This window comes from Paenibacillus agricola, assembly GCF_011440305.1.
Taxonomy (GTDB): domain Bacteria; phylum Bacillota; class Bacilli; order Paenibacillales; family NBRC-103111; genus Paenibacillus_S; species Paenibacillus_S agricola.
Window position 1 is genome coordinate 338,794 of the sequence record NZ_JAAOIW010000005.1, and the last position, 17,078, is coordinate 355,871.

Below are 17,078 nucleotides of genomic sequence, written 5' to 3' on the forward strand. Positions count from 1 at the left end.
GACCTTAATGCTCCTCCTCTTACTTTAAAGGAAAGCCGGGTCGTATGGAAGCCTACAAATATTGACGATTACCCTTTGACTGCTCCTGCAGTCATACCTTGTATCAATTGCTTCTCCATTGCCAGGTAAAAGGCGATCAGCGGAAGAAGTGCCATGGTCAATGCAGCCATCTGTAGAGTTTGGAATCGAGTCTCTGTACCTGCAAAATTAGCCAATCCCAAAGGCAGTGTTTTCAAGGCAGCTTTATTAATCAGGACAAGCGCGAATAAAAATTCATTCCAATTGTATATGAAATTAATAATAATGACGGTTGCTAGTGCAGGACGGGTCATCGGGAGGATGATCGACCAGAATATTCGGTATAAACCGGCCCCATCCATAACGGCTGACTCTTCAACATCTTTTGGGAAGCCCCTCATGAAGCCCGCGAGGATAAAAATAGTAATCGAGAGGTGAAAGGCCGTATAAGGAAGCACCAATGAAAGGTGTGTATTCAGCAGCCCGATATTTTTCATTAGAATAAAGATAGGAACGAGTGTTGCATGAATCGGGATGGTCATGCCCACGATGAACAATCCAAATAACCAGCCACGTATCCGAAATTCAAATCTTGATAAGAAATAGGAGGTCAGTGCTCCAAGCAGTACTGTCAGTATAATGGAGGCAGCTGTCACTAGCACGCTATTCCAGAAATAGGTACCCAGATGGGCAACCTTCCAAGCTTCTGCATAGTTGCTGAAATTCCAAACCTTGGGTAAGCCCAAGGGATTGGTGGCATAGTCTCCCTCGGTCTTAAAGGAGCCGATGACCATCCACAGGATTGGAATAATATTAATTACGGATAATACCGCCAATAGCAGGTGAATAAACGTTTTTTTGCCAAATGATGTTTGCATAGCTCTTCGCTCCTCCTTTGCAGCGTTCCTTAATTATTCGTTTCCACGGGTAATCAATTTGGCAACATAAATCGCAATCAGGCTGAATATCAGAATCAGTATGGAAACCGCGCTTCCAAGCCCGAAGCTCATATTCGAGAATGCATTCGTATACATATAAATGCTCATGACCTCGGTATTATGTGCCGGACCTCCGGCAGTCATTACATAGATCAGGTCAAATACACGGAAGCTGTTGCTGATCGAGAAGATGAGGGTCACCCAGATGGTTTCCTTTAGCATCGGGAGCGTAATATACCAGAAGCGCGTCCATCCTTTCGCCCCATCCATGAGTGCGGCCTCTTTAACTTCTTCAGAAATATTTTGCAAGCCGGCAAGAAAGATTACCATGTAGAATCCATAGTTTTGCCAGAGGTAGGTAATACTTACCGATAACATCCCCCATCGCGGGCTACCCAGCCAGTTCTGCTTCCAAGCATCTAAACCTAAGAGGCCAAATATTTGATTAACCAGCCCAGATTCCATACCATAAACCATGTTCCACACCAGGGAAACGATGACTGCCGAGATAATAACCGGCAAGAATAAAACAGAGCGATATAGTTTAAGACCTCTCATAGATCGATTTAACAGCAGCGCGAAAAACAACCCCAATGGCAATTGCCCTACTATTCCACTTACCATCATGAAAATGTTGTTTTGAAATCCTTTCCAAAATATGCCGTCCTTCAAAATAGAAACATAATTGTCCAAGCCTATGAAGGTCATAGCGGACAAGCCGTTCCAATCAAAGAATGAGTAATAGAATGACATCGCAACGGGCACCAATGCAATACCGATATAAATAATCAAGGCGGGCAGCATTCCGACAAATATAGTTATTCCCATCCGCTTCGTTACATTCATATTTAGCCTTCCTTCGCTCTAAATTTAATGAGAGGGATACCGAGGAAGGGAAGGCATTGCTCCCCGACCTCCGGCAGGAGGAAACGCCTCCAGCATTGGAACTTTCCCCTCTACTTGTGCCAATACTCTTTTCATGGAGCCAAGTGCCCATTCAAGTTCCGTATATGAGTTCAGAGGAGCGTTATACTCCACGGCCCAATACCCCGTGTATCCGATGTTCGTCAGCAGTCTGACCGTTTCCTCAGCTTGCGAGGAAACAAGCGTGCGGGCATCTAAATGAGTGTGGTTAACATAAGGAGCGACCATGAGATCTCCCTGATTATTGCCTTCGTTCCAACGTCCGATATGTAGCAGAATGCCGTAACCAGGATGGTCTATTTCTTCCGCGACCAACTTCATCCAGTAAGGATTCAATGATGCTCCCGTATGATTCTCCGGACCAACCGTGAATCCCAAGTCCAAAGCCAGCTGAGCATATTCCTGGTAGCACCGGACTGTGTAATCAAACTGTTCCTCCGTCATGATACCTGGACCTCGGTTCGTATCTATACGAACCGACTTTGCTCCAAGTATATCTGCAGCCCTTAAATGGGCCAGTGCATTTCGATGTAATTGCTCTCTTACTTCGGGATCCGGGTCCCATACATGGGCCCGGTCCACTGCAAAATTGGCAACGGTCAGCTGTTTCTCATCAAGCGCCTTTCTGATTTTTCTCAGGTAGTCGTCACCTGCTAAAGTCCAGATGGGTACATTACGGTCACAGAAAAAGCCGTTCCACAAATCCACTGCATCGAGCCCATAGCGGTATTTGACCGTTTCGAGATATCCGAAGATGTCCATTTCGCCATCGCTTAACAGCTGATTAAAGGAAAATCCTCCGATTGAGGCTCTCACTGCCATTCCTCCTTACAGTCTTCTTGATGCATTACGTGCCTTCTGCTGATTATTATTTTTTCACTTTATCCATCGCAGCTTGCATATCTTGAGCGATTTGCTCGGGTGTTTTTTGACCCATAGTAATAGCTTGGAGGCCATTCTCGATCACGTCCTTAACGGTTGGAGGCATGACACTGTCAAATACTAGTGCATCACCAGTTTTAGTCAACTCTAGCATTTCCTTCAAATATTTACTGGTGTCTGCCGGCATGTCCCCTTTCGCCGGGACGACAATTCCTTTGCTCATCAAATTCTGGTACAGCTCTGGTGCGTAGAAATACTTCAGGAATGTAAAGGCGGCTTCTTTCTTGGCTCCACTCAATTCCTTACTCAGCCCGATACCGTACTGAACGACTCCCGCGCTTTTGCCAGCTGTTCCTTTCCCTCCTTCAACAGATGGGAAAAGGGCAATACCTATGTTATCTCCGCCTTCAGGATTACTAATCCTGAATTTGGTATCGATCGTTGAGCTTGTCATTGTAATAGCAGCCTTCTTCTGCAGGAAGTAATCCTGTTGCTGAACTTCATCCATCGTGTTCAGATCGGCGTTGAACGCCCCCAATTTGGTCAGCTCGTCAAAAATGCTCAGTGCTTTAATAAATTCGGGATCTGTAAACTTGGCTTGACCCTGCTTCACCTTGGTCAGGAAGTCCGTTCCGGCTACCCGATCCTCAACTGCTGAGAGAACTGTGGATTGGAGTGGCCATCTATTCTTATTACCGATTCCAATAGGAACCACATCAGTTGCCTTCAGCTTTTTCACCAAATCAAGAAGCTCGGCGTAGGTCTTCGGAAATTGGTTATAGCCAACCTTCGCTAGCATATCCTTGTGGTAATAAACAATATCAACAAAGGTCATTTTCGTCGGAATCGCATACTGCTTACCATCTACTTTATATCCAGCTAATGCCTGGGCGGGTAAAACATCTTTCCATGTGTCCATGATCTCATCCAAAGGCATGAGCACCTTGGCATCGATATACGGATCCATTTCTATTCCCGGAAACAGGATGAACATATCAGGCATACTATTGCCCGCTGCTTCCGTACGCAGCTTGGTTCGGTATTGTGCTGAGGGGATATCCTGCGCCTCAATCTTGATCCCTGGATTCAATTCCATAAACTTCTGAATCCGTTCCTTATACAGCTGGTTGTCCACATTTGGACTTGACCAGTTATATTCCATGGTAAGGGTTACCGGTTCCTTAGCTGCCGCACCTGGTGCTGAGCTTGCTTGCGGGGTGTCGCTATTCCCGCAAGCTGTGGCAGTAACGAGAGCGGCAGAGGCAACAACGAGCAGTGATTTTTGGATGAAAGATTTTTTCATATAATCCCCTCAATTCATGTTATTTAATTTAACATTCACCTTACAACAATATTATATATTGGTGTTAGCTGTTAGGGGTATACCAGCCAATTAATATAACATCCAAATTTTTAATGCACTTATAATAAGCTTAATAATCCATCTTTTTGATAGCGATACCGATATGGGCAGACATGGCAGCAACCAAATCCGCCAATCACCATGCAGCCACTTCACCGTCCGCCCTAGGTTCCGTTCCGCCTGCCAACACTCCGGTAACGGCATTTCTCCAAATAATCTGCCCCCGCCCGAACATCCCTGAATCCAGCGCCCTTAATACGATATGGCCTTGTCTTGCCAAAGCCTGAGCGATATGATCCGGAAACTGCGGCTCCACTTCAATCGTTTTTTCTTTAATCCATCGCCATCTGGGCGCATCCAGAGCAGCCTGTGGATTCAGATGAAAGTCAATTGTATTCATCACAAGCTGTACATGCGCTTGAGGCTGTATCGATCCGCACATTACACCGAAGGGACCGACCGCCATACCGTCCTTCGTAATAAATCCGGGAATAATCGTATGGCGTGTTTGTTTACTGGGCTCAAGGACATTATCATGCTCAGGGTCTAGCGAAAATCCCGCTCCCCTATTTTGCATGCAAATACCAGTTCCAGGAATGACAACTCCGGAGCCAAAGTCACCAGAATGACTTTGGATAAATGACACCATATTCCCCTCTTCGTCGGCTGTCGCCAAATACACGGTTCCGCCCTTGGGTGGCTCCCCTGCCATAGGCAGCAAAGCTTTTGCGCCAATTAATTCCCTTCTTTCCCGAGCGTAATCATCGGAAAGCATTTGCTCGACAGTTACCTTCATCTTTCTGGCATCCGTAATATATTTCAATCCGTCTACATACGCCAGCTTTACGGCCTCAATTTGTTTATGGTAAGTAGCTACTGTATCTTTGGCGTCAAAATCCATACCTTTTAATATATTCAGCGCTAGAAGGGCGATCAAGCCTTGACCGTTTGGAGGGATTTCCCAGACATCATAACCTCTGTAATTGACACGAATCGGATCTACCCATGCTGGCTTGTATGCTCCCAGGTCCTCCTTTCTCAAGAAACCCCCGTGCTTTCGAAAAAAGGCATCTATCTGTTCCGCCAGCTCGCCACGGTAAAATGATTCCGCATTCGTTTCTGCGATCGAACGCAGGGTACGGGCATGATCTCCCGAACGCCATATTTCTCCGGCATAAGGAGCTCGCCCTAACGGTGCAAAGGTCTCCATCCAGGGATCATACAGATCGCTGTTTAATGCACGAATAGCCTTGTAGCCGTCCATCCAATATTTACTGATGGTTGGCGATACCGGAAAGCCGTGCTCCGCATAATCGATAGCGGGCTGCAGCACTTCCGCAAGGGGGAGTCTGCCGAATCGCTCAGACATAGCCGCCCAAGCCGCCGGTGTTCCTGGAACTGTTACCGGTACCATACCGTAAGTAGGCATGGCGCTGTGTCCTTCACTCCGAACTTTGTCTACAGAAATCGAAGCTGGTGAAGGTCCGCTGGAATTAAGGCCATGCAGCTTTCCATCGACCCATACTAGGGCGAAACAATCGCCACCGATACTATTGGAATTCGGTTCAACGACAGTTAAGCAAGCGGCCGTCGCTATTGCGGCATCAATCGCATTCCCGCCCTTTTTTAGAATATGGAGTCCCGCTTGTGCGGCTAAGGGCTGTGTTGTCGTAACCATACCCTTTCTTGCGTAAGTTACCATTCTTTGAGAAGGGTATGGATTAAATAACGAATCATAATTCATCATGGGTAATCTCTCCTTGTTAATCAAAATAAATAACAAACCAAATAGAAATGATGGCTGTCGTTTGATGTTAATTATTATGCCATTACTTAAAGCCTGTCAATGGGTTTCCAAAGAATGCCAGCTGCCGCGGCATCTGATCGGTAATTAGTGGCATTCAACCTAAAGTATACCATTATCAAGTTTGTGGCTTGCCATGACTATGTAATGAACTTAGCAAGAGCTTTTTTCCACGTAGAGTACCCTTCACCATTAAGATGGAGGCCATCTTTCGTGTAATTTTTATTTAAGCTATCCCCATCCAACATTACTGAGTATAAATCAATATAAGTAAGGTTATATTTCATAGCTATCGTTTGTAGATTTGAATTTACTTTCTTCACGTCTTGATTATTTAATCTGTTACCGTATAAATCTGCGTTAATAGGTAGACAGCTTTCGAGATACAGCTCGGTACCGGGAGATTCCTTCAGGATTTTCTTAACTATTTTTTCGTTATTGTCCGTTATTGAACCCACACTCTTTCCATTGCCTAAATCATTAATACCGACCATCAAAAATATTTTCGAAGCTTTAATATCGATAATATGATCTAGTCGTTTTAAAATACCACTTGTTGTATCTCCGCTGATCCCCCGATTTAATATCCACTCTTTCCCAAACTCTTCGTGCCACTCGTTATATTCAGTTAAGCTATCCCCCAGAAAGACAATACTATTTTCGTGCACCGGCAATAACTCGAATAAGCTCTTTCGATGAGAGTAACTAGTGGTCTCCCCCTCTTCCTGGGTGCCCTCGATTATGGAAGTCCCCTTATTTGCCAACATCGAGAAACCGCTAGATTTCGAATGGATACCCATTAATATAAGGTTTGCTACAAGTGATACGACTAGAAGCCATTTGATTTTCCAGCTCAACATAATCCAGCTCCTATACTATTTATATTTTATTGTATTCTTTGAATTATTTTCAAATAAAGCCCCATACTTAATTAAGAACAAGAGTAGTGTGAACTTAGGTCCAAATGGAGGTAGATTGCATGGTTCGTCTTATTAAATTGTTACAAAACGGGTGGTTGCAGGTAATCATATTGATATTTATTTCCTTTTGGTGCTATATGGCTATCTCCCCATCCGATCGCAAACTATGGTTGTTGGAAAATATACTTACAATTTTATTGTTTATTTGCCTTTGCTTTACCTATAAAAAATTTCAATTTTCAAATTCAGCTTATGCCTTGATTTTTGTGTTTTTATGTCTCCATACATATGCCGCTCATTATACATACCAAGGAACTCCCATAGATGCGTGGTTAAAAACAACCTATCACACTCAGCGAGGTTATTTTGATCGATTCGTTCATTTTGCGTTCGGATTTCTGGGTGTTTATCCTGTACGTGAGGTTTTAACTCGATTCACCGTCATACGCGGTTTTTGGTCATTTACAGCTCCAATAGCATACATTCTCAGCCTTAGCGCAATTTTTGAAATTATTGAAATGCTGGTGGCTGCTTTAGCTGGACAAATAGGCCAGGAATATGTCGGACTCCAAGGAGACATGTTTGACTCTGAGAAAGATATGGGTCTTGCATTCGCGGGTGCTGTAATAACTAGCATCATTCTTGTAATGATGGCCCGCAAAAAAAGAAAGAAGGCACTCTCATCTCGATGAGGCTGGCAATAAAGCGAATCGTAGCCGAAATTTTCAAATGTGGTCGTGTCGATAAAATCCCCTGTTTAGGGCTGGTTTATTCCAACACGAAGAAGGCTTTTTCGGAAGCAGAGCACTTAAAGCATAGTTTGGGCCAAAGAGTTGGCCGCTTTCGGTTTGCAACATCGATTTTCGTCCTGCCGGGTTTTGGAGTTACTAGTACTTGGGACAATCTGGAGGAATAACTGGGAGAGCTTAAATAACGGTGTGATGAACGGATATATAAGCAAGACCGCAAGCTTTGAAGCCAGCGGTCTTTTGTTTCTTTGATTATGGAAATCAAGCACTCTATTTACAGTGTATATTTGCCGACGGTAGTTTGAAGCTGCTGAGACATCAAGCTAAGTTCCTGATAGCTCTCCAGAATTCCCCTCATTTCCGTACGTAGCTGGCTGGTTTTGACCTGATACCTCTTCGGTACGGGATAAGGATACCTTGGCAATCATAAGTAGATCCTCCACCGATGCACTCACCTGCTGGGTGCTTGCTGACATTTGCTGTGAAGTAGCTGAGACATCAAACAGCTGCTTGTTTATCTCACGAACGAAATGAGTAATCGTTTCAAAAGAAGCTCCAGATTCATGGATAATCCGCACGCCTTCTTGTACATTATGCGCAACTTTGTCCATCTGTAAGGGAATAACCGCAGATGCAACGGCATCAAGTATCGCCGTGTTTTTGCGGATGGAGCTGTAATTCTCCTTGTAATTGTTGTACAGCAAATAACCGAAAGAAGCACCTTATGATGGTATGAGCCTACATAGCGATGCTTTATCGATACCTAATTCTATTTGACTACCTAACCCTAAAGTCATATGAAAGTTAAGAGATACGTACCGCTTGAAAATAAACAGCTTCTCCCTTAAAGCTTGAGAGTCCGCCTGATTCATCGGTTCGAATCGAGAAAAAATCCTGCAGCTCCTTCGAGGCTTGCAATAGCTTGGTTTCCAACAGAGCTATTTCGTCCTCTGGAAGCCCCGACCGCTCACACCAGTCTTGAAACTGGAACGGCTTAGGGTAACAAACGATCGTCTCCATACGAAAACCTATGCTTTCCAAAAGGTTGATCCATTCCGACTTTTTCCAAGCCCGGACGTGGCTCGGGTCTCTTTGCTTTTCTATCTGGTTGTAGAATTGATCGAATCGTTCGATTTCGGGAGAAACATTGTCAATAAGCAGTAGCTTGCCACCTGGTTTGACGACTCGGAAGGCTGCAGCAACAAAAGCTGGAATATTCGGAAAATGATGAGCCGCAATCCTGCAAGTAACGAGATCAAAAGAAGCGTCGGGAAAAGGCAGCTCTTCTGCATCCCCTCTAACAAAGTCGACGTTGGAATGGCCGTTACCACGAATAAATTCGGCAGCAGTCATTAGCATTTCTTCGGTCAAATCATAGGCGGTCACACGATGAACCAAAGGGGCGAGGGCGTTCGCTACGTGCCCGCCACCCGTTGCTATGTCAAGCACATCCATAGTTGTATTGGCCATAGAGGATGAGACAAGTAATGACAAATCTTCGCCTTTGGCATGGCCAGTGCTTGTGACATATTTCCCGGCGTTTTTAGCAAACTGCTGCTGTACTTGGTTTTTGATCGAGTCTTCCATGGTAATTCCCTCCCTATTTCGAAATCAGTGCTTTGCCTAATAAATATTTCATTAGATGAAACATTGTATCATTTAATGAAATTCATTTCAATTTTACCATACATTTTTTAAGCTGTACATATGATTTACTACTACTCCCATACAAAAAATCCTCCTCACGCTCAAGGAAGAATATGAGGAATTATGCAGCTAATATGAGCGAAAAGGCGCGCCGAGGAAATCCGGCACGCCTTTTTCATTTAGCGAGCAAAGGTTTTTTTGACTTTTTGACTTTTTCTTCTTCTAGCTGGTCTACCTGGCTATCATTGGATGTGCGCAACGGAATTTCCTTTAAGAAGAAGGCGAACACTAATCCAATAGCGACTAAAATAGCACCAATTATGAAAACAGTTGAGAGCGTTTGGCTTAATACAGAACGCAGCATATCAATCATTTGTGTGACCAAAGGCTGTACCTCAGCCGGTAGCATCGTTGGTAATTTCTCCAATAAGGGCTGGTTCAACAGTAATTTGGGGTCCAATAAATCGGTCAATTGTCCAGCAATTTGGGGATCAAGCTTTGATAAGTCAACACCCGCTCCAGAAGCCGTCGCTTTTTGCATATTGCTTGCCATCACCGAGTTCATAACCGATCCAAATAAGGCAATCCCTATCGTTCCCCCCAAGTTTCGGAATAGCGTAGAAGTTGCAGTAGCGACGCCAAGCTGAGATGACGGCACTGCATTTTGCACAGTCAGGGTAAATACGGGCATACTTAGTCCAAGCCCGATGCCAAACACAGTCATACTGGCTACAGCAAATGCCACACTGTCCATATAGGCCATCATAATCATGCTGGTAATCATCGCGGCTAGCCCAATAAGTGCAAAGCGCTTATATTTCCCTGACTTGGATATCCATCGCCCTGCCAAGGTGCTTAGAATAATCATCGCAATCGACATCGGCATATTCACAAAGCCCGATTGCGTAGGCGTTAACCCTTCTACACCTTGAACAAAGAACGGCAAATACATCATGGCTCCCAGCATGCCAGCATTTATCATAAAACCTACTATAATTGAGATGGTTATTGTACTGTTTTTGAATAAAGACAGCGGTAAAACAGGATTTCCCACTTTCCTTTCGATAACTATTAAACTGATAATGCCAATTAGTGTAGCGGCAAAGAGACCTAGTATTTCGACTGAATCCCAGGCGTATTTATTTCCTGCCCATGAGAAGCCCAGCAGTAAAGCGACGATGGTAGCCGAAAGAACAAGGGATCCCCAGTAATCGATCGACTTCGAGGCGTTGCGTGCCGTTTTGGGAAACATAAACCAGATCATAAAAAAAGCAATAATACCAAGCGGGAGAAAAATCCAAAATAGCCATTTCCAATCCATATGGTCAATCATAATCCCGCCAAGTGTTGGACCAAGAATACTGGAGAAACCAAAAATGGACATCATAATCCCAGTCCATTTGGCTCTTTCACGCGGAGCAAACAAATCTCCTACTGCAGTAACCGTCGCAGACATTAAAATACCGGCTCCGATGCCTTGGATAGCTCGGTAAATGATCATTTGGAAGATATCGGTTGATAATCCCGTTAAAAAGGATCCAACCATAAAGATAATGATACCTCCAAGCAAAATGGCTTCCTTCCATACATATCTGATAACTTTCCGACCAAGACGGTTGCAATCGTAGACATCAGCATGTATATGGTCATTACCCAAGAGTAATATTCTATGCCCCCAAGCAAAGCAATAATTCGGGGCATCGCTGAGCTTACAATCGTTTGGTTGATAGCCGCAAAAAACATCGCAGCCATAAGGGCGATCATGATAGTAACTTTTTGTTTGTGCGTTAAATGATCCATAGCACACCCCTTTCTGCTGAGTTCATGTATTTATATTATTGGTTCATGTTAAAAACCATTGCAATTAGCTAAAAAGCCCTCATGAGTTTATCCCAATGAGGACTATGTTCTCCCACGTTGCGCCGGCTTATACGGCTATGGTAACCATCTGTTTCTGACTACGGCAGAGCACAAAAAAGGCCAACCACAACAGCATGGTTGACCTTCTGTGAGTAATGGCTTAACGACCTAACCAACCTCCATCTACTGCGAGCATATGGCCATGAACATAATTCGAGGCCTCTGAAGCCAAGTAAACAACGGCTCCCTTAAAATCATCAGGGTTGCCCCATCGCTCTGCTGGAATCCGGTTTAGAATTTGCACGCTTCGGACAGGATCATCCATTAAGGCTGTATTCATATCCGTAGCAATATAGCCAGGAACGATGGCATTCACATTCACATGATGGCGAGCCCATTCATTCGCTAATGCTTTGGTCAGTTGGGCAACCCCACCCTTGGCAGCGGCATAAGCAGGAACTGTAATCCCCCCTTGAAAGGAGAGCAAAGAAGCGGTATTAATAATTTTCCCTTTCCCTCTCGGTACCATATAACGTCCTGCCTGCTGGCATAGAAGCCATACTACCTTCAAATTGATTTGCAAAACATCATCCCAATCGGATTCCAGAAAGTCAACAGAAGGCGAACGGCGCTGGATGCCGGCATTGTTGACCATTATGTCGAGAGCTCCAAATTGTGTTACCACATTCGGGATAGCGGATTTTACTTGTTCGGTGTTTTCCAAATCGCAGGCAATGATCGAACACTTTACTCCCATACGCTCAATTTCTTCCTTTAGCTCTGTTTGCTCGGGAGATCGCTGAAGTAAAGCAATGTCAGCACCAGCCTCTGCTAACGCCAACGCCATAGAGCGTCCAATTCCTCGGGTAGCTCCTGTTATAGCAGCCGTTTTGCCTTCTAAACTAAATAGTTGGGTTCCCATATCTTCTCTCCTCTTCTATTAGGGATGGAAAAGCACCTTTATTGAAACATCGGGATTTTCCATAAAATGAAAGCCTTCCGCAAGCTGTTCAAGTGGCAGTTCATGCGAAATAAGCGAGGATACATCAATCTCCCCATTGTGCATAAGCTGAATTGCCTTGGAGAAATCGCCCTTGCTGTAGCAGCGTGTTGTCGTTAAAGAAATTTCTCTAAAGTGCATCGCCGCCAAATCAATTGCAGGCGCTTGTTTAAATACGCTTACAACGACGATTTGCCCTTGCGTTTTGACAGTTTCAATCATTTGCTTGGCCGTGGCCTGGCTCCCCGCTACCTCAAAAACAACTTCTGCACCATTACCAGCAGTCCGTTTCATCACCTCTTCAGTGATGTTAACCTCTTTGGCATTAAAGGCAATAAGCCCTAGCTGTTCTGCCTTTTGTAGGCGATAGGGGCTAAGATCGGAGATCATCACCTGGCTGGCACCTGCCTGTTTAGCAACCATGCCAACCAACAGGCCAATAGGGCCGGCACCTAAAACCATCACACTATCCCCAGCCTTAAGATTCGACCTGCGAACCGTATGAACTGCTACGGCTACAGGCTCAGCAAGAGCTGCATGAGCATCCGACAGTCCATCGGGAATCTGGTGAAGCCTGTCTAGAGGCACTGCCACATATTCAGCAAAGCCACCATGCTTATCGATTCCAAGCAGCTTTAAGGTTTTGCATACATGGGTTTCTCCCGCTAGGCAGGCTTCACATTTGCCGCAGCTCAGTGTAGGTTCTATAACGACACGGCTGCCAACAATAAAAGAGGATTCACCATTTATTCTCTCGATGACTCCGGAAAACTCATGGCCCATCGCGAGCGGCGCTTTGGCTCTCGGATGCTTTCCCGAATAAATCATCATATCGGTTCCGCAAATACCTGCATAAGCCACCTTAACCAGCGCTTCGCCCGGCTGTAGATCCGGTATATCAATTTGACCTACCGTTACCTGTTTTTCAGCTATATATAATCCAGCCTTCATTAAAGTCATTATAGTTTGCTCCTCATCTTGTACACTTGTCGACAACTTGATTATATGTATTTGCACACCCCCTGTAAATACTTATTGAAATAAACTTTCGTCCAACGTTTTTTTTGTATCCAAAAAGTGCTCCCGAACAATTCTATTTATATAGGAATGGTCACGCGAAACCAAAGCATCCACGATCAGCTTGTGCCGATTAATGAGAGGCTGAATGGCTGGCTTATTATTGAAAAAACGTCGCTCGGTTGCCACCAACAAGGTTGTCAGCACCACATAACGTATATGGTTCCACATATGTAAAATTCGTGTATGTTGGGCGCTTCTAATAATGGTTTCGTGAAACAACAAATCATAGTAGGCGAATTGTACAGGCTCATCATGATTTGCAGCCAATTTCATTTTATCAATAATGTGTTGTAGTTCTTTTATTTTCAGCTCATTATAAGTATCTGACAATGTCTGAATGGCAAATTCTTCAATTAAAAAACGGACATCATTCAGCTCCTTCATATCCTTTAAATTAAGTCCGATCACTACAGCACCCATCCGCTCCATACGAATTAAACCTTCATTCGATAGTGTCTTGAGTGCATCCCGGATGGGTGAGCGACTCGTACCGAATTCAGCGGCCAATTGATTTTCCGTTATTACTGTCTCCGGAGAAATCGTTCCATTAATAATGCGTAAACGAAGCTCACAAGAAATTTTCTCGCCAAGTGAATCCCCATGTAGCCATATCGCAGGAAATTGCATATCCTTCACCTCATCTTATTTACTCGTTAGATCCACAAACATTATTATACACCAACTGGATTCATTAGAGACTAACCAAGAAAAAAGCTTGATCTCATGAGACCAAGCGTCTGCTTATTATCTAATTCCACCCAGAACTGGATGTGGGACATAGGGTTCTTCAAGGCTTGCGATTTCTTCAGTTGTTAGCTTAATTGAAAGAGCGGCTACCGCATCATCTAGATGATGCATCTTGGTCGCCCCGATAATCGGTGCGGTAACAGGTCCTTTTTGCAGGACCCAGGCAAGCGCCACCTGCGCACGTGGTAAATCGCGCTTTGCTGCAACCTCTGCCACTCGTTCCACCACACTGCGATCCGCTTCTGCCGTAAGCGAATATAGTTTTTTAGCAAATTCATCCGTTTCCGAGCGCGCAGTCGTTTCCTCCCAGTCGCGCGTCAGCCGCCCTCTAGCTAGCGGGCTCCAAGGGATCACGCCAATTCTCTCCGCTTGACATAATGGCAGCATCTCACGCTCCTCTTCACGATATAGCAGATTCAAGTAATTTTGCATCGATACAAACCGCGTCCATCCATGCTGCTCAGCCACATGCAGCGCTTTTAGAAACTGCCAAGCATACATAGAAGAAGCACCAATATATCTTGCTTTCCCTGATTTGACCACATCGTGCAAGGCTTCCATGGTTTCTTCAATAGGTGTATGGGGATCCCAACGGTGAATTTGATACAGATCCACATAATCTGTACCTAATCGCAGGAGGCTATGGTCAATTTCACTCATAATTGCTTTTCGAGAAAGCCCTGAACCATTAGGACCCGGTCTCATAGCTCCATGAACCTTCGTAGCGATAACCACCTCATCGCGTTTAGCAAAGTCCTTCAGCGCTTTGCCCACAATTTCTTCACTCGATCCATTCGAATAGACATTCGCTGTATCGAAAAAGTTAATACCAAGTTCAAGAGCTTTTTTAATGAAGGGGCGGCTCTCCTCTTCATTAAGCGCCCATTGGTGTCCGCCACGTTCTGCCATACCGTAACTCATGCAACCTAGACAAAGACGAGATACATCCATACCTGTGTTACCCAGTTTTATATATTCCATCTCATTATCCTTCTTTCTTCTAGTAGGATATCATACTGAAAAATACATATGGTTTTATTATATAACATGTTAGCAATGTATTTCGATCTGTTTTTTATGCTTTTTCAAATAATACTTTGTTATCCTTAGAAATAAATAGAGTTCCGCTCAAAAAGTTTCTTTATGACTATCAACAATAGTCTTCAATTTCGTTTGCCACGTGGGTCATGCTTTACACCTCCGTTATAATTTTCCACATCATTAGTTCGAAGCTCCGAGGACGAACAGTCCTGCCCCCCAAGGTTATGCCCGAAATCATCCAATAGCTGGCTGGCTTCTACCTCCAGTGCATACTGGTAATGCTGCTCCGTCAGGCTGGGGATAGCGGCGAGCTCTACCTGCTGCCGCGGTGCCTGCAAGCCATCCCGATCGACCACTTGCCGCCACCAATCATCGATCTGGGCAGCGAACTGTGCAAATCGAAGTGTCCACTGCACTTGGTCTTTCGCGGTAAGTCCTCTGTCCGCAACCAATGCGAGCAGAATCCGCTGCAATTCCCTACTGTGGAGGTAACCTTTCTCCACAATCTGAAGCAATTTCTGATACTGTTCAAGTCGAGAATGTCGTCGCCGAACAAAAGGGCTGTACTTCAACGCTAACGTTGCTAGCTCCATCTGAACAGAGGCTTGTTTAATATCCTCACAGAGTTGATCCGTCGTACGCCAAATCAGCTTTCCGGCAGGCAGCGTGGCCCCCTCCTCCACCCATTTTGACAGGTTGTCATAATGTTGAACAAGCCCAGTTGATGCTGTTTCCAATGCTTCAGCAAATCGTTTTGTATAATCCGGCGGTGCAATTAACAAATTCACTGCCGTGGCGACTGCGGCGCCTATTATGGTTTCTAGAATTCGGTCGATACCGTAGAAATTGCTGTCAGACCCGATGATGAATACTAATAACGTACTGATCCCTGTTTGAGTGACTGTATATTCAGGCAGCCTGAATCCCCTTGCTACACTGAGCGCAATTAGCAGTATGATCCCGATACTCCACGATGACGGAATGGCTACAAGGGAGAACGCACTTGCCAGCAGGACACCAATGATGATACCTAAAACACGTTGGAACCCTTTCGTTAGAGACTTCTCCACTGTAGCTTGCATGCATAATACCGCCGCAAGAGGTGCAAAGAAGGGATGGTCCGCACCTAATTGTACGGCGATTTCCCAAGCAGCCGTTGCTGCTAAAGTAGTCTTCCATACACGGCGACCCGGTATGATTTGGCCCCAACCCAATGTTGATCCCTCCCCACACAATGTATCTTTCATCGTATAGCATTGGCTTGTCAGGCTGAAACTATCAATGTTTCCTAGTAGTAGAAGTCACCTTACGAATCAAATGCAATATAATCGGCTGTGAGTCCTACTCAAATAGCATCTGATGCCTAGAAGGAAATCCGTCAAGCTAACCCGGCTTGGTCCTATAAGCCCACAGCCGGTCTTTAAAGAGGTTATAGGTATGGATAAGAGCATCTTTCCCGCCTTCTACATTTACCGCCAGCTCAAACCGAACTACAAAACGAGGGTCTAAGAAACTGAGATACGCTCTGTACCTCACCGTCTTATACGGGTTAAAAGAGTATAATGCCATGTCTGATTAATTTAAGAGAAAAATGTTGACAAGATGTTGATGTCAGCTGGTTTTAGCTGAAAGTGTGTACGTGGACGCTTGCGCGTTAATAAAACGTCTGGAAGATAAAATGGCATCGGTCACTGAACCGGTGCCTAGTGATGAAGGAGATGATTATACCGAGAGACCATCACTTAACGAGGTGAGCGACATGTCAAGGAGAATCTGGGCATGGACATGACGACGCTGGGCGCTTTGGCCGAACCCAATCGTATGGATATCGTCGAACTCTTGCGCGACGGCTCCCTGACTGTGGGGGAAATCGCCGTCCGGCTGGGGCTTCACCAGCCCCAAGCCTCGAAGCATTTGAAGGTGCTTACCGACAACGGGATTTTGGAAGTGAAGGCCCAAGCCAATCGTCGGATCTACAAGCTCCGGCCCGAGCCCTTCCAAGCGCTGGATGCTTGGCTGAACTCCTTCCGGCGCGTCATGCAAGAAAGGTTCGACAATCTGGACGAGTACTTGCGGGAACTGCAGAACAAGGAAAAAACATAGGA

At 45.0% G+C, this 17,078-nt stretch carries 16 protein-coding genes and 1 pseudogene; 3 read left to right on the top strand and 14 right to left on the bottom strand.

The genetic code is table 11. The features are described from left to right. Positions 1–68: 68 nt before the first annotated feature. From G9U52_RS16535 to G9U52_RS16560, 6 genes are all read right to left on the bottom strand, one after another. The gene (locus G9U52_RS16535; protein ID WP_166151457.1) at positions 69–896 is read right to left on the bottom strand and encodes a carbohydrate ABC transporter permease; all 828 of its coding nucleotides are present in this window, start codon (positions 894–896) and stop codon (positions 69–71) included. A 33-nt stretch (positions 897–929) separates the two neighbouring features. Continuing rightward, positions 930–1,802 carry a carbohydrate ABC transporter permease gene (locus G9U52_RS16540; protein WP_166151459.1) on the bottom strand — a complete coding sequence of 291 codons (873 nt, stop codon included), beginning with the start codon at positions 1,800–1,802 and terminating at the stop codon, positions 930–932. Positions 1,803–1,826: 24 nt separating this feature from the next. Beyond that, the gene (locus G9U52_RS16545; protein ID WP_166151461.1) at positions 1,827–2,696 is read right to left on the bottom strand and encodes a sugar phosphate isomerase/epimerase family protein; all 870 of its coding nucleotides are present in this window, start codon (positions 2,694–2,696) and stop codon (positions 1,827–1,829) included. 52 nt (positions 2,697–2,748) lie between these two features. After that, a complete protein-coding gene (locus tag G9U52_RS16550) occupies positions 2,749–4,065 on the bottom strand; it encodes an ABC transporter substrate-binding protein (protein ID WP_166151463.1) in 1,317 nt (438 codons plus the stop codon). 196 nt (positions 4,066–4,261) lie between these two features. Further along, positions 4,262–5,872 carry a gamma-glutamyltransferase family protein gene (locus tag G9U52_RS16555; RefSeq protein WP_166151465.1) on the bottom strand — a complete coding sequence of 537 codons (1,611 nt, stop codon included), beginning with the start codon at positions 5,870–5,872 and terminating at the stop codon, positions 4,262–4,264. Positions 5,873–6,069: 197 nt separating this feature from the next. Continuing rightward, positions 6,070–6,789 carry a GDSL-type esterase/lipase family protein gene (locus G9U52_RS16560; protein ID WP_166151467.1) on the bottom strand — a complete coding sequence of 240 codons (720 nt, stop codon included), beginning with the start codon at positions 6,787–6,789 and terminating at the stop codon, positions 6,070–6,072. Between the two features lie 119 nt (positions 6,790–6,908). On the opposite strand from G9U52_RS16560, the gene G9U52_RS16565 reads away from it, so the two are divergent. Beyond that, positions 6,909–7,541, top strand: a complete 633-nt coding sequence (locus G9U52_RS16565) for a DUF2238 domain-containing protein (RefSeq protein WP_166151469.1) — start codon at positions 6,909–6,911, stop codon at positions 7,539–7,541. Next, a complete protein-coding gene (locus G9U52_RS41390) occupies positions 7,538–7,765 on the top strand; it encodes a hypothetical protein (RefSeq protein ID WP_207953019.1) in 228 nt (75 codons plus the stop codon). The genes G9U52_RS16565 and G9U52_RS41390 overlap by 4 nt, the downstream gene beginning before the upstream one ends. Before the next feature lie 156 nt (positions 7,766–7,921). Here G9U52_RS41390 and G9U52_RS16570 read toward each other — a convergent pair whose 3' ends face one another. From G9U52_RS16570 to G9U52_RS16605, 8 genes and pseudogenes are all read right to left on the bottom strand, one after another. Further along, positions 7,922–8,302, bottom strand: a complete 381-nt coding sequence (locus tag G9U52_RS16570; protein ID WP_166151471.1) for a methyl-accepting chemotaxis protein — start codon at positions 8,300–8,302, stop codon at positions 7,922–7,924. A gap of 100 nt (positions 8,303–8,402) precedes the next feature. After that, complete coding sequence (locus tag G9U52_RS16575; RefSeq protein WP_166151473.1) at positions 8,403–9,185, bottom strand: class I SAM-dependent methyltransferase; 783 nt, start codon at positions 9,183–9,185, stop codon at positions 8,403–8,405. 235 nt (positions 9,186–9,420) lie between these two features. Next, positions 9,421–10,946: pseudogene (locus tag G9U52_RS16580) on the bottom strand (MFS transporter). A gap of 319 nt (positions 10,947–11,265) precedes the next feature. After that, positions 11,266–12,027 (bottom strand): SDR family oxidoreductase, encoded by a 762-nt coding sequence (locus G9U52_RS16585; RefSeq protein ID WP_166151475.1) that lies wholly within the window; start codon positions 12,025–12,027, stop codon positions 11,266–11,268. An 18-nt stretch (positions 12,028–12,045) separates the two neighbouring features. Beyond that, positions 12,046–13,065 (bottom strand): zinc-dependent alcohol dehydrogenase, encoded by a 1,020-nt coding sequence (locus tag G9U52_RS16590; protein WP_243767379.1) that lies wholly within the window; start codon positions 13,063–13,065, stop codon positions 12,046–12,048. A 72-nt stretch (positions 13,066–13,137) separates the two neighbouring features. Next, the gene (locus G9U52_RS16595) at positions 13,138–13,812 is read right to left on the bottom strand and encodes a GntR family transcriptional regulator (protein WP_166151477.1); all 675 of its coding nucleotides are present in this window, start codon (positions 13,810–13,812) and stop codon (positions 13,138–13,140) included. A 117-nt stretch (positions 13,813–13,929) separates the two neighbouring features. Beyond that, positions 13,930–14,913: an aldo/keto reductase gene (locus tag G9U52_RS16600; RefSeq protein WP_166151479.1), complete on the bottom strand. Its 984-nt coding sequence runs from the start codon at positions 14,911–14,913 to the stop codon at positions 13,930–13,932. A 182-nt stretch (positions 14,914–15,095) separates the two neighbouring features. Further along, the gene (locus tag G9U52_RS16605; RefSeq protein WP_166151481.1) at positions 15,096–16,187 is read right to left on the bottom strand and encodes an FUSC family protein; all 1,092 of its coding nucleotides are present in this window, start codon (positions 16,185–16,187) and stop codon (positions 15,096–15,098) included. A gap of 571 nt (positions 16,188–16,758) precedes the next feature. Here G9U52_RS16605 and G9U52_RS16610 point away from each other — a divergent pair. Then, positions 16,759–17,076, top strand: a complete 318-nt coding sequence (locus G9U52_RS16610) for an ArsR/SmtB family transcription factor (protein ID WP_512699208.1) — start codon at positions 16,759–16,761, stop codon at positions 17,074–17,076. Positions 17,077–17,078: the final 2 nt, after the last annotated feature.